At 71.5% G+C, this 15,629-nt stretch carries 13 protein-coding genes; 7 read left to right on the top strand and 6 right to left on the bottom strand.

Annotation, left to right across the window (positions count from 1 at the left end):
* Positions 1–215 precede the first annotated feature (215 nt).
* Both ACFVZW_RS13820 and ACFVZW_RS13815 read left to right on the top strand, forming a co-directional pair.
* Positions 216–1,496 (top strand): MFS transporter, encoded by a 1,281-nt coding sequence (locus ACFVZW_RS13820; protein ID WP_384520555.1) that lies wholly within the window; start codon positions 216–218, stop codon positions 1,494–1,496.
* Positions 1,497–1,532: 36 nt separating this feature from the next.
* Positions 1,533–2,294: an SDR family NAD(P)-dependent oxidoreductase gene (locus ACFVZW_RS13815; protein WP_384520553.1), complete on the top strand. Its 762-nt coding sequence runs from the start codon at positions 1,533–1,535 to the stop codon at positions 2,292–2,294.
* Positions 2,295–2,307: 13 nt separating this feature from the next.
* Here ACFVZW_RS13815 and ACFVZW_RS13810 read toward each other — a convergent pair whose 3' ends face one another.
* Positions 2,308–2,718, bottom strand: coding sequence for a VOC family protein (locus tag ACFVZW_RS13810; protein ID WP_384520551.1), 411 nt, complete (start codon positions 2,716–2,718; stop codon positions 2,308–2,310).
* 191 nt (positions 2,719–2,909) lie between these two features.
* Here ACFVZW_RS13810 and ACFVZW_RS13805 point away from each other — a divergent pair, with 191 nt between their 5' ends.
* Together ACFVZW_RS13805 and ACFVZW_RS13800 are read left to right on the top strand one after the other, a co-directional pair.
* Entirely contained in the window at positions 2,910–3,488 is a 579-nt protein-coding gene (locus ACFVZW_RS13805; RefSeq protein WP_384520549.1) for a hypothetical protein, read from the top strand.
* A gap of 198 nt (positions 3,489–3,686) precedes the next feature.
* A complete protein-coding gene (locus ACFVZW_RS13800; protein WP_384520547.1) occupies positions 3,687–4,847 on the top strand; it encodes an alkaline phosphatase PhoX in 1,161 nt (386 codons plus the stop codon).
* On the opposite strand, the gene ACFVZW_RS13795 is transcribed toward ACFVZW_RS13800, so the two are convergent.
* The 4 genes from ACFVZW_RS13795 to ACFVZW_RS13780 form a co-directional block, all read right to left on the bottom strand.
* The gene (locus ACFVZW_RS13795) at positions 4,817–5,857 is read right to left on the bottom strand and encodes an ArsR/SmtB family transcription factor (protein WP_384520545.1); all 1,041 of its coding nucleotides are present in this window, start codon (positions 5,855–5,857) and stop codon (positions 4,817–4,819) included. The genes ACFVZW_RS13800 and ACFVZW_RS13795 overlap by 31 nt on opposite strands.
* 563 nt (positions 5,858–6,420) lie before the next feature.
* Positions 6,421–9,132, bottom strand: coding sequence for a pyruvate, phosphate dikinase (gene ppdK, locus ACFVZW_RS13790; protein WP_384520543.1), 2,712 nt, complete (start codon positions 9,130–9,132; stop codon positions 6,421–6,423).
* Between the two features lie 409 nt (positions 9,133–9,541).
* The gene (gene dusB, locus ACFVZW_RS13785; protein WP_384520541.1) at positions 9,542–10,678 is read right to left on the bottom strand and encodes a tRNA dihydrouridine synthase DusB; all 1,137 of its coding nucleotides are present in this window, start codon (positions 10,676–10,678) and stop codon (positions 9,542–9,544) included.
* Positions 10,679–11,611: a helix-turn-helix domain-containing protein gene (locus ACFVZW_RS13780; protein ID WP_384520539.1), complete on the bottom strand. Its 933-nt coding sequence runs from the start codon at positions 11,609–11,611 to the stop codon at positions 10,679–10,681.
* A 101-nt stretch (positions 11,612–11,712) separates the two neighbouring features.
* Between ACFVZW_RS13780 and ACFVZW_RS13775 the strand changes: the two genes are divergently transcribed.
* Positions 11,713–13,158 (top strand): MFS transporter, encoded by a 1,446-nt coding sequence (locus ACFVZW_RS13775; RefSeq protein ID WP_384520538.1) that lies wholly within the window; start codon positions 11,713–11,715, stop codon positions 13,156–13,158.
* A 255-nt stretch (positions 13,159–13,413) separates the two neighbouring features.
* Here the strand turns inward: ACFVZW_RS13775 and ACFVZW_RS13770 are convergent, their stop codons facing one another.
* Positions 13,414–13,623, bottom strand: coding sequence for a DUF6243 family protein (locus ACFVZW_RS13770; RefSeq protein ID WP_384520537.1), 210 nt, complete (start codon positions 13,621–13,623; stop codon positions 13,414–13,416).
* A gap of 249 nt (positions 13,624–13,872) precedes the next feature.
* On the opposite strand from ACFVZW_RS13770, the gene ACFVZW_RS13765 reads away from it, so the two are divergent.
* Together ACFVZW_RS13765 and ACFVZW_RS13760 are read left to right on the top strand one after the other, a co-directional pair.
* Positions 13,873–14,907 carry an aldo/keto reductase gene (locus ACFVZW_RS13765; protein ID WP_384520536.1) on the top strand — a complete coding sequence of 345 codons (1,035 nt, stop codon included), beginning with the start codon at positions 13,873–13,875 and terminating at the stop codon, positions 14,905–14,907.
* Positions 14,908–14,937: 30 nt separating this feature from the next.
* A complete protein-coding gene (locus ACFVZW_RS13760) occupies positions 14,938–15,525 on the top strand; it encodes a TetR/AcrR family transcriptional regulator (protein ID WP_384520534.1) in 588 nt (195 codons plus the stop codon).
* Positions 15,526–15,629 lie beyond the last annotated feature (104 nt).

Here is a 15,629-nt window from a genome sequence, read left to right as displayed (position 1 = left end):
GTATCTCCGGGGGGGGGTCGGGGGGGTCCCCGAGCCCGGGCGGCCCCCCCCCCCCCCCCGGGGGGGGGGGGGGGGGGGGCCCACACACACCGGTAGCGGGGGGGCCACACCCCCCCGGGGGGCCACCGCCCCGCGCCGGGCGGCCCGGCGGGGGCGCCGGGCCGCCCGGGAGGGCCGCTCCGTCCACGGGCTTCGCCCTGCTCGAGTCCGTGCAGGTGACGCTCATCTTCACGCTCGCGTCGATCGCCGTGCCCCTACCCCGTATCGGCACCGAATTCACCCTGGACCGCGCCGAGTTGATCCTGCTCAGCGCCGCCTACGGGCTGAGCTTCGCCGGGCTGCTGCTCTTCGGGGGACGGCTCACCGACCGGTACGGCGGCAGCCGCGCCCTCCCCCTCGGCCTCGCCGTGTTCGGCGTCGCCTCCGCCCTCGCCCCGTTCGCCCCCGGCTACGAGGCGCTCCTCGCGGCCCGCTTCGCGCAGGGCGTCGGCGCGGCCCTCGTCGCGCCCGCCGGGATGGCGGTGCTGCGCGCGCTGTTCCCCGAACCCGCCGCCTATGGCCGGGCGATGGCGACCTGGGGCGGCCTCTCCGTCCTCGGCGCGACCGCGGGCAATCTGCTCTCCGGAGTCGTCTCCGCCCTGACCGACTGGCGTTGGGCCTTCGCGGTGCCGGTCCTCGTGACCGTCCTCGCCCTCGCCCTCGGGCCCCGGCTCCTCCCCCGCACCCCTCCCGGCCCCGGCCGTACGCTCGACCTGCCCGGTGCGCTGCTCGCCACCGCCGGTATCACGCTGGGCAGTTACGGGCTCGTCCGCACCGACGCCCACCCCTGGAGCTCGGCGGCCGTCCTGGCCCCGCTGCTCACCGGACTCGTTCTCCTCGCCGCCTTCGTGGCCGTCGAGCGGCGGGCCCGGGACCCGCTGCTGCCGCCGGACTTCCTGCGCGACCGCCGCCGCGGCATCGGCCTCGCCGCGATCGCGCTCACCGCGGCGGGCACGGCCACCGTCTTCGTCCTGCTCTCGCTCGGTCTCCAGCAGGAGCGCGGCCACTCCGCGCTGCTCACCTCGGCCGCCTTCGTCCCCTTCGCCGCCGCCCTGCTCGTCACGGGACGGCTCACGGGTCCGCTGATCGGGCGGTACGGCCCCGGCCGGGTCACCGCCGCCGGACTCGCGACGGGAGCCTGCGGGCTCGGGCTCCTCGCGGCGACGGGGCTCGACCCCACCGTCCCGTACGTCTACGGCCTGCTGCCCGGCCTGCTCCTGCTCCCGGCCGGCGCCGCCGCCTCGTTCGCGGGGGCCGCGGTCCTGGCCACCGACGGCGTACCGCCGCACCGCGCGGGGCTCGCGGGCGGCGTCCTCAACACGGCGATGGAGCTCGGCCCGACCGTCCTCTTCGCCGTCCTGCTCACCCTCGGGAGCGACGCCTCGTCGCTCGCCGCGACGGCCGTCGGCTTCGCCGCCCTGGCCGCCGTGGCCGCCCTGACCACGCGCACCACATAACGAAGTTCGTTTCTCTCACAAGGAGTTGGCACAGCCATGTCCACACGCTTCACGCACAAGACCGTCCTCGTCACCGGCGCCGGCACCGGGCTCGGCCGGGCCATCGCGCTCGCCTTCGCCGCCGAGGGCGCGAAGGTCGTCGTCTCGGGCCGCAACGCGGCGCCCCTCGACGAGACCGTGTCCCTGATCGAGGCCGCCGGCGGCACCGCGGCCGCCGTCACCGCCGATGTGGCCCGGGCCGAGGACGTCCGTCACCTCGTCCACCGGACGGTCGAACTCTTCGGCGCTCTCGACGTCGCGGTGAACAACGCCGGCATCTTCCGGGGCGGCGCCTCGGCCGCCGACTTCCCGCTGGAGGACTGGCAGGCGCTGCTCGACACCAACGTCACCGGCGTCCTGCACTCGCTCCAGGCCGAGGTGGCCCATATGCGCGCCCACGGCGGCGGCGCCATCGTCAACATCTCGTCCAACCTCGGCCCGCACGTCCGCATCCCGGGCGTCTTCGGCTACCAGGTCTCCAAGGCGGCGGTCTCCGCGCTCACCCGCGCCGCCGCCCGTGACCACATCGCCGACGGCGTCCGGATCAACGCCGTCAGCCCGGGTGCCGCGGAGTCGACCATGTCGCTGCGGCCCGGTGAGACCGAGGCCGAGCGGGAGGTGCGGATGAAGGACGAGTCGCCGCTCGGCCGCATCTCGGCGGCATCCGAGGTGGCGGCAGCGGTGCTGTACCTCGCCTCGGAGGACGCCGGTTCGGTCGTCGGCACCGACCTGGTCATCGACGGCGGCGTCTCGGCCTGACACCCGCGGGGCATCAGCCCTGGACGGCCGCCGGGTCCATCCAGAAGACCTCCCAGTGGTGGCCGTCCGGGTCCGCGAAGGACCGCCCGTACATGAAGCCGTGGTCCAGCGGCTCCTTCGCCGCCGATCCGCCGGCGGCGAGGGCCCCGTCGGCCAGCTCGTCGACGGCCTCGCGGCTCTCGGCGCTCAACGTGATCAGCACCTCGGTCGTCTTCGTCGCGTCGGAGACCTCCTTGCCGGGCGCGGTGAACTCCTTGAACTTGGGCTCGGTCAGCAGCATCGCGAAGATGGTGTCGCTGATGACCAGACACCCGGTGTTCTCGTCGCTGAACTGCGGGTTGAAGGAGTAGCCGAGCTTGGTCCAGAAGGCCTTCGTGGCCTCAAGGTCCTTCACGGGCAGGTTCACGAAGATCATCTGCGTCATGGTGGGTCACTCTCTCCTGTGGTTCGTCCGCGCCGTTCGCCGTACCGGCGCTCCGTGGCGTCGCTTTCGAGAGTTAAGACAGCGGGGCCGAGCGGAACTCATCGCCACGCGGCGATCTTTTTCGAAGATCTTCCGAGAGCCGTCCAGGGGCTTCGGAGGCGGCCCCTCCCGGCCCACGCTAGCGTCGAAGCGTGAGCCCCGCAGCCAAGAAGATCACCGAGAAGCTCTCCGACGAGGCCCTCGCCGGGGCGACCGGCAAGGGATGGGCCGACTGGTTCGCCCTCCTCGACGCCTGGGGCGCGACCGAGCGCGGACACACCGAGATCGCCCGCCATCTGGTGGAGGCCGAGGGGGTGAGCGGCTGGCACGCCCAGTCGATCACCGTCGGCTACGAGCAGGAGCGCGGGCTGCGCGAGGTCGGCCAGTCCTCCACGGGCGGCTGGCAGGTCAGCGCGAGCAAGACGGTGAACGCCCCGGCCGACCGCTGCACGGCCGCCTTCGCCGACGAGGAGCTGCGCCGCCGCTGGCTCCCGGACGGCGAGCTGGAGGTCCGCACCCACCGGCCGGGCAAGTCCCTCACCGCCGACTGGGACGGCGCGACGAGCCGGATCGAGGTCTATCTGACGCCGTCGGGCGATGCGAAGACCCGGATCGGGCTCGGTCACACCAAGCTCCCGGACGCGGACGCGGTGGCGGCCTACAAGGAGTTCTGGCGGGAGCGGTTCGCCGAGCTCAAGACGCTGCTGGAGGACCCGGGGTCCCTCGCCTGAGAGCCCCCGGCCGTGGCGACGGCGGATGCGGCGACCTTCGCGGACCGCACGGACATACGGACCGACGCTTCCCCTTCATCGGCCGTTGCTGCACCGTCAACTCCGTACCAACTCCGTACTCCTAGGTTCCCAAAGCGCGCGACCCCGCCGCCGACCGGTGCGGCGGGGCGGTCACCACCACCCACTCTGGAGTGAGACGTGGAGCGACGCAGTTTCCTGCGCGGAGCGGTCATCGGCACCTCGGCCGCCGCCTTCGGCGGCACCCTGATGCGCGGGGCCGCCTACGCGGCGCCCGCCCAGCCCGGCGCCGGCCCCTACGGGGCCCTCGGCGCGGCCGACGCCAACGGCATCCTGCTGCCGAGCGGATTCAGCAGCCGGGTCATCGCCCGGTCGGGTCAGACGGTCTCCGGCACCTCGTACACCTGGCACAACGCCCCCGACGGCGGCGCCTGCTACGCCAACGGATCGGGCTGGATCTACGTCTCCAACTCGGAGATCAACCCGAGCGGCGGCGCGAGCGCGGTCAAGTTCGGCTCGACCGGTGCCATCACCGGCGCGTACCGCATCCTGTCCAACACCCGGCAGAACTGCGCGGGTGGCAAGACCCCGTGGAACACCTGGCTCTCCTGTGAGGAGGTCAGCCTCGGCTACGTCTACGAGGCCGACCCGTACGGCGTGAACGCGGCGGTACGCCGTGACGCGATGGGCCGCTTCAAGCACGAGGCCGCCGCCGCCGACCCCGTCCGCCAGGTGATCTACCTGACCGAGGACGAGACCAGCGGCTGCTTCTACCGCTTCATCCCGACCACCTGGGGCAACCTCTCCTCCGGCACGCTCCAGGTGCTGGTGGCCGGAAGCGGCACCTCCGGCTCCTTCACCTGGCAGAACGTCCCGGACCCGGACGGCTCCCCGACGGCCACGCGCAGCCAGGTGTCCGGCTCGAAGAAGTTCAACGGCGGCGAGGGCTGCCACTACGCCAACGACACCGTCTGGTTCACCACCAAGGGCGACAACCGCCTCTGGCAGCTCAACCTGGCCAACAACACCTACGAGCTGGCCTACGACGACTCGCTCGTGGTAGGCGGCGGCGCCCCGCTGACCGGCGTGGACAACGTCACCGGGTCCTCCTCCGGCGACCTGTTCATCGCCGAGGACGGGGGCAACATGGAGATCTGCATCATCACCCCGGACGACGTCGTCGCCCCGTTCCTGCGGATCAGCGGCCAGTCCGGCTCCGAGATCACCGGACCGGCCTTCTCCCCCGACGGCAGCCGGCTCTACTTCTCCAGCCAGCGCGGCACGAGCGGCAGCTCCTCGGGCGGCATCACCTACGAGGTGACGGGTCCGTTCCGCGCGTAGACACGTTCGGCGGGGGCCCGTGAGGGACCCGCGACTCTTTGGGCGCCGCCGAGCAGGGCGGCGCCCAAGGGCGTGAGCGTGTGCAGGACCGCGTTGCCGTGCCGCAGGGTGGCCACGAGACCGGCCTCGCGCAGCACGCCCGCGTGCTGGCTGGCGGAGGCGAGCGACACCCCTGCCCTGCGGGCCAGTTCGCTGGTGGTCCCCCCGTCCCCGATGGCGTGCAGGACCGCGGAGCGGGTGTTGCCGACCAGCTTGGCCAGGGAGGAGCCGCCCGGCTCCCGCACGGTCGGCGCCTCGCAGTGGGTCGTCGGATAGACGAGCACCGGCGGCAGCGACGGGTCGCGCAGGACGACCGGCGTGCCACGGCAGAAGTACGAGGGCTGGAGCAGCAGGCCCCTGCCGTCGAGGTACAGATCGCGCTCGACGGGATAGTCCGCCTCCAGGACGGGCGCGCGCCAGCGGAGCATCGGCGGCAGCGAGGCGAGGAGTTCGTCCGCGCCGCCGTCGAGCAGGGCCCGGCCGCGCACCGCCCGGTCGGCCTCGACCCGGGCACGGATGTGGGGCCAGTACGGCGCGATCGCCGCCCGGTGGTAGCTGCGCAGCGCCCCGATGAGCCGGCTGAACGGTTCGGCACCGCCCTCGGCGAGGGCGCGCAGCGAGTGGGGCACGGTCCGCCCGCCGGCCCGGTCGACGCCCAGCAGGGACAGCTCGCGCCGGAGCCGGGCCTGCGGGGTCGCGTGGATCGCCTGGAGGCCCTCGTCGAGGCCATGCACGCCCTGGGACGGGGTCAGGAAGTCGGGGAAGTAACCGCGGCTGGGAACGAGGGCCGCGAGGAGCCGTGTCTCCCCGTTGAGGCGCGTGCGGGTGTCAGAGCGCCATTCTCCGTAGACGACCGACCCGCGCCGGTCCCTTAAACGGTGAAAACTGAGAATCGTTTCCCACAGAACGTCGGGCCGGGCAGCCATCCGGACGCCGGCCAAGTCGTTTGCGGTGAAATGAATCCGCAGCATTGAACCCCCACCTGTGCACTCGCAACCACCCCCGTCGAAGAGTATGCACGCCATCACAGGACGTTACCAGGGTGTTTCAGCCACACTTGAAAAGCATCGCGGCGAACGGGGGTGAACCGAAAAGCTGTGCGGGTCGGGCAGGAAACCTTCAGGACCGAGGTGGCGTGGCGAAGACCGTGGGGGGCTTCACGCGTCCGGCGGCGGTCGGCGAGGGTTGCGGCTCACCTGCCCGACATGGGTAATGGGCGCGGTCACCGGGTGGGGATCCGGAGGCCGCGCCCGTCCCGTTCTTTGCGGGACCAATCGAGGAAAGTTCAAAGCGGAAAGTTCAACGGCCAATAATTCAACCGGCCTCGATTGAACATGAACTCACATTTGCCGAACATCCCGGGGCGGCCCCGGGGCGGACGAAATACGACGGGGCGGACACCTCCGCACAAGGTGTCCGCCCGTCTCTCTTGCTGACCGGAACCGCCGCCCATCGGTTTGAGGGTCGGGGACGAGCGGCGGTTCCGGTGGTCTTTGCTACTGAACGCCCGGTCAGTGGGCGCCCCTTGATGGGGTCAGCGGCTGTCCGAGCCCTTCGACTCGGCGGCCGCGCGACCGGCCTCCAGACGCGCCACCGGGATCCGGAACGGCGAGCAGGAGACGTAGTCGAGACCGACCTCGTGGAAGAAGTGCACCGACTCCGGGTCGCCGCCGTGCTCGCCGCAGACGCCGAGCTTGATGTCGGGGCGGGTGGCGCGGCCGGACTCGACGGCGCTGCGGACCAGCGCGCCGACGCCGTCCTTGTCGATGGTCTCGAACGGCGAGACTCCGAAGATGCCCTTCTCCAGGTACGCGGTGAAGAAGCTGGCCTCCACGTCGTCCCGGGAGAAGCCCCACACCGTCTGGGTGAGGTCGTTGGTGCCGAAGGAGAAGAACTCGGCGGCCTCGGCGATCTGACCGGCGGTCACGGCGGCGCGCGGCAGCTCGATCATGGTGCCGAGCGCGAGCTTCAGCTCGACGCCGGTCTTGGCCTGCACCTCGGCGATGACCTGCTCGGCCTCGTCGCGGACGATCTCCAGCTCCTGGACGGTGCCGACGAGCGGGATCATGATCTCGGCGCGCGGGTCGCCCTTGGCGTCGATGCGCTGGGCCGCGGCCTCGGCGATCGCCCGGACCTGCATGGTGAACAGGCCGGGGATGACCAGGCCGAGCCGGACGCCGCGCAGACCCAGCATCGGGTTCTGCTCGTGCAGCCGGTGCACGGCCTGGAGCAGGCGCAGGTCGTTCTCGTTCGGGTCCTTGCGGGCCTCGGCGAGGGCGACGCGCACCGACAGCTCGGTGATGTCAGGCAGGAACTCGTGCAGCGGCGGGTCGAGCAGACGGACCGTGACGGGCAGGCCGTCCATGGCCTCGAAGAGCTCGACGAAGTCCTGCTTCTGCTGCGGGAGCAGGGCCTCCAGGGCCTCCGTACGCTCCTCGTCGGTGTCCGCGAGGATCAGCTTCTCGACCATCTCGCGACGCTCGCCGAGGAACATGTGCTCGGTGCGGCACAGGCCGATGCCCTGGGCACCGAAGCGGCGGGCGCGGAGCGCGTCCTCTGCGTTGTCGGCGTTGGCGCGGACGCGCAGCCGGCGGACGCGGTCCGCGTAGGCCATGATCCGGTGGACGGCCTGGACCAGCTCGTCGGCGTCGTCGGCGCCGGCGTGCATCCGGCCCTCGAAGTACTCGACGACCGGGGACGGTACGACGGGTACCTCACCGAGGTAGACCTTGCCGGTGGAGCCGTCGATGGAGACGACGTCGCCCTCCTCGACGACCACACCGGAGGCCGTCGTCATCCGGCGGCGCTTGGTGTCGACCTCGAGCTCCTCGGCGCCGCAGACACAGGTCTTGCCCATGCCGCGGGCGACGACGGCGGCGTGCGAGGTCTTGCCGCCGCGCGAGGTCAGGATGCCCTCGGCGGCGATCATGCCGTCCAGGTCGTCCGGGTTGGTCTCACGGCGGATCAGGATGACCTTCTCGCCGGAGCGCGACCACTTGACGGCCGTGTACGAGTCGAAGACGGCCTTGCCGACGGCCGCGCCCGGGGAGGCGGCGATACCGCGGCCGACCTGCTCGACCTTGGCGTCCTCGTCGAACTTGGGGAACATCAGCTGCGCGAGCTGCGCGCCGTTGACGCGCTGCAGCGCCTCGGCCTCGTCGATCAGGCCCTGGTCCACGAGCTGGGTGGCGATCCGGAAGGCGGCACCGGCGGTGCGCTTGCCGACGCGGGTCTGCAGCATCCACAGCTGGCCGCGCTCGATGGTGAACTCGATGTCGCAGAGATCCTTGTAGTGGGTCTCCAGCGTCTCCATGATCTGCATCAGCTGGTCGTACGACGTCTTGTCGATCGACTCCAGCTCGGCCAGCGGCACGGTGTTGCGGATACCGGCGACGACGTCCTCGCCCTGCGCGTTCTGCAGGTAGTCGCCGTAGACGCCCTGGTGGCCGGAGGCGGGGTCGCGGGTGAAGGCGACACCGGTGCCGGAGTCGGGGCCGAGGTTGCCGAAGACCATGGAGCAGATGTTGACCGCGGTGCCGAGGTCGCCGGGGATGCGCTCCTGGCGGCGGTACAGCTTCGCGCGGTCGGTGTTCCAGGAGTTGAAGACCGCCTCGATGGCGAGGTCCATCTGCTCGCGCGGGTCCTGCGGGAAGTCGCGGCCGGCCTCGGCCTTCACGATCTTCTTGAAGTGCTTGACCAGCTTCTTCAGGTCGCCGGCGTCGAGGTCGGTGTCGACGGTGACCTTCTTGGCGGTCTTGGCCTCGTCGAGGGCCTCCTCGAAGAGCTCGCCGTCGACGCCGAGGACGGTCTTGCCGAACATCTGGATGAGGCGGCGGTACGAGTCCCAGGCGAAGCGCTCGTCGCCGGCCTGGGCGGTGAGGCCCTCGACGGACTTGTCGGAGAGGCCGATGTTCAGGACCGTGTCCATCATGCCGGGCATGGAGAACTTGGCGCCGGAGCGGACGGAGACGAGCAGCGGGTCGTCGGCCTGGCCGAGCTTCTTGCCCATCTGCTGCTCGAGGGTGTCGAGGTGCGCGCTGACCTCGTCACGGAGCTCGACCGGCTCGGAGCCGCTGTCGAGGTAGACCTTGCACGCCTCGGTGGTGATCGTGAAGCCGGGGGGAACCGGGAGGCCGAGGTTGGTCATCTCGGCGAGGTTCGCACCCTTGCCACCGAGCAGGTCCTTCAGGTCCCTGTTGCCCTCGGTGAAGTCGTACACGAACTTCTGATCTTTGTTTTCCGACACGTGTCTCGACTCCTCGAGGACTCGGTGGCTGCCCTGACGGCGAGGAACATACCCAGATCGAAGGCTCCTGGGGAGGTACGCCTACCGGTCACGTGGTCTTAACCACCCGTCCGCCAGCACATCGAAAGTAACCGACTAGTAGCTTCCGCTTTCAAACGTCGAAGCCCACTTGACTCAAAGCAGGGCCAATGCGCTCACATGAGCGACTTCCCGAGCATCTGCGTTCAACTCTTGAACGTAGAAGGGGTGGCACCCAGTGCCACCCCTCCAGAAGTGCAACGCCTTGTAATTCGCTCATCTGAGCACGCCCCCTATCAAGGGTGGCGCGAATCACTCCGTTCGAGCGTCGTTTTTCCCACGATCCGGACGTCCGCGGTCACCCTCCGGACGGCGCCGGATCGCCGGAACTTCACCCTCCGGACGTGTCCAGCTCGGCCTCCTCGCTGATGCCCGCACAGTCGTACGGGTCCTTCAGCCAGCCGTCCGGCAGCACCACCCGGTTGTTGCCCGACGTACGGCCCCGCGGGCCGTCCGCGCCCACCGGCCACGGCTGGTCCAGATCCAGCTCGCTCAACTGAGCGCTCAGCTCGTCCAGGGACGAGGTGATCGCCAGCTTCTTGCGCATCTCGGAACCGACCGAGAAGCCCTTCAGGTACCAGGCCACGTGCTTGCGGAAGTCGATGACACCGCGCGACTCGTCCCCGAGCCACTCGCCGAGCAGCCGCGCATGCCGCACCATCGCGTCCGCGACCTCCCGCAGCCCCGGCTGGGCGTACGAACCCGTGCCCTCGAAGCCCGCCACCAGATCGCCGAAGAGCCACGGCCGTCCCAGGCAGCCGCGCCCCACGACCACGCCGTCGCAGCCCGTCTCGCGCATCATCCGCAGCGCGTCGTCCGCGGACCAGATGTCGCCGTTGCCGAGCACCGGGATCTCCGGCACGTGCTCCTTGAGCCGCGCGATCGCGTCCCAGTCCGCCGTGCCGCCGTAGTGCTGCGCCGCCGTCCGCCCGTGCAGGGCGATCGCCGTGACGCCCTCCTCGACCGCGATACGGCCCGCGTCCAGGAAGGTGATGTGGTCGTCGTCGATGCCCTTGCGCATCTTCATCGTGACCGGCAGATCGCCCGCGTTGGACACGGCCTCGTTCAGGATCGCGCGCAGCAGCGGCCGCTTGTACGGCAGGGCCGAGCCGCCGCCCTTGCGGGTGACCTTGGGGACCGGGCAGCCGAAGTTCAGGTCGATGTGGTCGGCCAGGTCCTCGTCCGCGATCATCCGCACGGCCTTGCCGACGGTGACGGGGTCGACGCCGTAGAGCTGGATCGACCGCGGCTTCTCGCTCTCGTCGAAACGGATGAGCTGCATCGTCTTCTCGTTGCGCTCGACCAGCGCCCGCGTCGTGATCATCTCGCTCACGAACAGGCCCTTGCCGCCGCTGTACTCACGGCAGAGGGTGCGGAACGGGGCGTTGGTGATGCCGGCCATCGGCGCGAGCACCACCGGCGGCTGCACGATGTGCGGCCCGATGGCGAGGGGAGAGAACGCGGTCATTCAGCCATTGTCGCGCACCCCGCGGGTTTGTTGGCCGGCCGTACTTTCCGCGGCGCGACCACCGGATCGTCCACCCAGGTCACGCAGGCGTTCGAGGCCCGCCCGGGACTCCTCGTCCACCGGGACGTACGTCACCAGACGCGGCCCGGAGGTCGGTCCGAGCCACAGGTTGGTGTGCTCCAGATGCAGGAGGCCGACATGGGCATTGCGGATGATCTTGGTGCGGCCGCCCTGGGCCACCACCTCGTGGCGCGCCCAGATCTCCCGGAACTCCGGCGAGGCCGCCTCCAGGCGCTGCAGCATCGCCTTCCAGGCGGGCTCGGCGAGGTGCTCGGCCATCGAGGCCCGGAACTTGCCCGCCATCGCGCGCGTGACGTCCGGCAGCTCGGCGACGGCGGCCCGCCATTCGTCGTTGGTGAAGGCCAGCCAGATGCAGTTGCGGTCCTCGCGCGGCAGCGCGTCGAGGTCGCAGAGCAGCCTGCCGTACGTGCGGTTGTACGCGAGGATGTCGTACCGGCTGTTCTGGATGCAGGCGGGCAGTGGCTCCAGCTGGTCGAGCATCGCGCGCAGGGCGGGCGTGACGGTCGGGCAGGGCGACTCGGGGTTCGGGTCCGCCTCGCCGCCGAGGGCGAAGAGGTGGGTGCGCTCGGTCGGGTCGAGCAGCAGGGCCCGGGCGAGGGCGTCGAGGACCTGCGGCGAGACATGGATGTCCCGCGCCTGCTCCAGCCAGGTGTACCAGGTGACGCCGACGGCGGAGAGGTGCGCGACCTCCTCGCGGCGCAGCCCGGGGGTACGGCGCCGCCGGCCGCGGGGCAGACCGACCTGCTCGGGGGTGATGCGCTCGCGGCGGCTGCGCAGGAACGCGGCGAGTTCGTGCCGCCTGACGTCGATGGTCGTTCCGCTCGTCGCCGTCTCCACCGCCATGGTCGTCATACTCCCAGGGTGCCGGGGCGCTCAGCCCATTGCCAGGTACTGCCTGTACCAGGATAAAGAGACTCTGGTACCAGGCTGAGCAAAGGCGGATCTTCGATGTCGTGAGTACTACCGCCTCCACCACCGCCCCCGTCCGCGGGGCCGGCGTCGTCGTCGACCACGCGACGCCCGCCCTCGGCTCCCTCGGCCTGTTCACCGTGCTCCTCGGCGCCGCGCTGCCGCTGATCGACTTCTTCATCGTCAACGTCGCCCTGCCGACCATCGACCACGACCTGGCGGCCGGCCCGGCCATGCTGGAGCTGGTCGTGGCCGGGTACGGACTCAGTTACGCCGTGCTGCTCGTCCTCGGCGGGCGGCTCGGGGACCTGTTCGGCCGCCGCAGGCTCTTCCTCGTGGGCATGGCGGCCTTCGGGCTGACCTCGCTCGCGTGCGGGCTCGCACCGGACGCCTGGACCCTGGTCGGGGCGCGCGTGGCACAGGGTGCCTCGGCCGCGCTCATGCTCCCGCAGGTCCTCGCGACCATTCACTCCTCGACGACGGGTGCCCGGCGCGCGAAGGCGCTGAGCCTGTACGGAGCGACCGCCGGGCTCGCCATGGTCGCCGGTCAGATCCTGGGCGGGATCCTCGTCGCGGCCGACCTCGCGGGCAGCGGCTGGCGGGCGATCTTCCTGGTCAACGTGCCCGTGGCGGTGGCCGGGCTGCTCCTCGCCGTCCGCACCGTCCCGGAGACCCGCTCGGAGCGCCCGGCACCGGTGGACGTCCCGGGCACCCTGCTCCTCGGTCTCGCGCTGCTCACGCTCCTGGCCCCTCTTACAGAGGGGAGGGCGTCCGGCTGGCCGCTGTGGACCTGGGTCGCGCTCGGGATCTTCCCGTTCGCCGCGGGGGCTTTCTGGTGGGTGGAGCTGCGGGCCGACCGGCAGGGTCGTACGCCGCTGGTGCCGCCGAGCCTGCTGGGGCTCGTCTCGTTGCGCCGGGGCCTGGCCCTGGTCCTGCCGTTCTCGATCGGCTTCGGCGGCTTCATGTTCGTGATCGCGGTCGCGCTCCAGCAGGGCCTCGGCATGGGCGCGGTGGTCTCGGGCCTGGCGCTGGTCCCGATGGCGGTGGCCTTCTTCGCGGCCTCGCTCGCGGGACCGCGCCTGGTACGCCGCTGGGGCACCCGGATCGTCACGGCGGGCGGCCTCCTTCAGGCCCTCGGGATCGGCCTGCTCGCCCTGACGGCCTGGCGCTCCTGGCCGGACCTGTCGGCCTGGAGCCTCCTGCCGGGCATGGCCGTCGCGGGCTTCGGACAGGGCCTCCAGCTCCCGGTCCTGTTCCGGGTCGTCCTCTCCGAGGTCCCGGCGGACCGGGCGGGCGTGGGCAGCGGTGTCATGGTGACCGCCCAGCAGTCGGCCCTGGCCCTGGGCGTGGCCACGCTCGGCTCGCTGTTCCTGTCGCTCGCGGCCTCCGGCTCGATGGGCACCGCGCTGACCGTGACCCTCCTGGTCCAGCTGGCGGCGGTGGTCCTGACGATCCTGCTGAGCCTGCGCCTGCCGCGCGTCGTGCGCTAGTCGCGAGCTGGTCGCGAGCTGGTCGCGAGCCAGGGGAACACGCACGTGGGGGGGGGGGGGGCGCGGGGCGTGTACCCCCCGCGCGCGGCCCCCCCGAGAGGGAGGGTAGGAGGCGGGGGGGGGGGGAGCGGGGGCGGGCCGGGGGCGCGGCGCTGCCGGTGGGGGGGGCGGGGGGGCGCGCGCCGCCGGCCACCCCGCCGGGGGGCCCCGCGCCGGGCCGGCCCCCCCCCCCCCACGTCGTCGTACCGGCTGCGGTTACTCCTGGCCGTCCGTGGTCTCGGCGGCCGTGTCGGCGCCTTCGCCGCCCATCGCGCGCTCGCGCATCTTCTTCAGCAGCTCCTGCTTCTGGTCGACCGCGGCCCTGCGGTCGGCGTTGCTGCTCTGCACGGCGCCCTGCTGGTCGCCGCGGGACAGCTTCTTGCGCTGTCCGCCGACGCCGAGGAGGTTGTTCCGGCCCTTGGCCATGGGGTTCTCCCATTGGTGAGAAGTGGTGAGGGGATCGTCCGGCGGGCGGGCGTCGAGGCCCGCCTCGCTCTCACTCGTAGATCTGGAAGAACGAAGACATGCCGCAGACGCTACCTGCCTCCGCGCCCCTCGGCACACCATTTCCCACCCTGGCGAGTGAATGACAAACATTGAAATCTGTCAGCCGTCATGCCATAGTTGTCTTGCGTCGCTCCCCCGACGCTCCGACTCCCTCCCGAGGAGACCCTCATGACCTCCACCCGCACCCTCCCCACCCGCTCCCTCGGCACCACCGGCCCGCAGGTCTCCGCACTCGGCCTCGGCTGCATGGGCATGTCCGCGCTGTACGGCGAGAGCGACCGCGCCGAGTCGATCGCGACCGTCCACGCCGCCCTGGACGCCGGGGTCACGCTGCTCGACACCGGCGACTTCTACGGGATGGGGCACAACGAGCTGCTGATCAACGAGGCCCTGCGCACGGCCCCCGCAGCCGCCCGCGAGAAGGCCCTGACCAGCGTGAAGTTCGGCGCCCTGCGCACGGTCGAGGGCGGCTTCACCGGGTACGACGGCCGCCCCGCCGCGGTGAAGAACTTCGCGGCGTACTCCCTCCAGCGTCTCGGCACCGACCACATCGACATCTACCGGATCGCCCGGGTGGACCCCGACGTACCGATCGAGGAGACCGTCGGCGCGATCGCCGAGCTGGTCGAGGCCGGGCACGTCCGGCACATCGGCCTCTCCGAGGTCGGCGCGGACACCCTGCGCCGGGCGGCCGCCGTCGCCCCGATCGCCGACCTCCAGATCGAGTACTCCCTGATCTCCCGCGGCATCGAGGAGAAGATCCTGCCCACCGCCCGCGAGCTGGGCATCGGCATCACGGCGTACGGAGTGCTGTCGCGCGGCCTGATCAGCGGCCACTTCACCCGTGACCGCGAGCTCGCCCCGGGCGACTTCCGCGGGATGTCCCCCCGCTTCCAGGGCGACAACCTCCACCGGAACCTGGACCTGGTGGACCGGCTGCGCGCCCTCGCCGAGGCCAAGGGCGTGACGGTCGCGCAGACCGCGATCGCCTGGGTCCTGGCCCAGGGGCCCCGGCACGGCGCCGACATCGTGCCGCTGATCGGCGCCCGCCGCCGGGACCGGCTCGCGGAGGCCCTCGGCGCCCTGGACGTGACGCTCGACGCCGCCGACCTCGCGGCGATCGAGGCGGCCGTTCCCGTCGGCGCGGCGGCCGGCGAGCGCTACCCGCAGGCGCAGATGGCCCACCTGGACAGCGAGCACTGAGCGGTCCGGGCTGACAGGTACTGTCATTCCATGGCCGCCACCGAGACCCTGACCGCCGAGCGCATCCTCGAAGCCACCGAGGAGGTCCTGCGGCGCTACGGCCCGGCGAAGGCGACGGTCGTGGACGTGGCCCGGGTGCTCGGCGTCAGCCACGGCAGCGTCTACCGCCACTTCCGCACGAAGGCGGCGCTGCGCGAGGCGGTCACCGAGCGGTGGCTCTCCCGCGCCGAGGTCGCGCTCGCGGAGCTGATCGCGGCGTCGGACCGGCCGGCCGCGGAGAAGCTCCGCGCCTGGTTCTCCGGCCTCTTCGAGGCCAAGCGGCACAAGGCGGGCGACGACCCCGAGCTGTTCGCGACGTACGGGGTGCTGATCGACGAGGCCAGCGGTGTGGTCGACCACCACATCGAGGCGCTGGTCGACCAGGTTCGCGCGATCGTCGAAGAGGGCGTCCGCGACGGCGAGTTCACCGCCGCCGATCCCGGCGCCGCGGCCCGCGCGCTGTTCATGGCGACGGCCCACTTCCACGACCCGGCCTATGCCGCGGAGTGGCGGCGCCCCACCATCGAAGCGGAGTTCGAGGCGGTCGTGGAGCTGCTGCTGCGCGGACTGCGCCCGTAGGACACCTCGATCACACGGGAAAGCCCCCGGTTGCGTTATAGGTAACGGGGGGTTTTCCGTGGTATCGAGGGGGGGCAGAAGCAGATGAGGGGGGTGCGCCGGGA

Source organism: Streptomyces sp. NPDC059567 (assembly GCF_042735655.1).
Lineage (GTDB): Bacteria > Actinomycetota > Actinomycetes > Streptomycetales > Streptomycetaceae > Streptomyces.
Note: the sequence above shows the minus strand (reverse complement) of the source record. Positions and strands in the feature narration are given on the sequence as shown.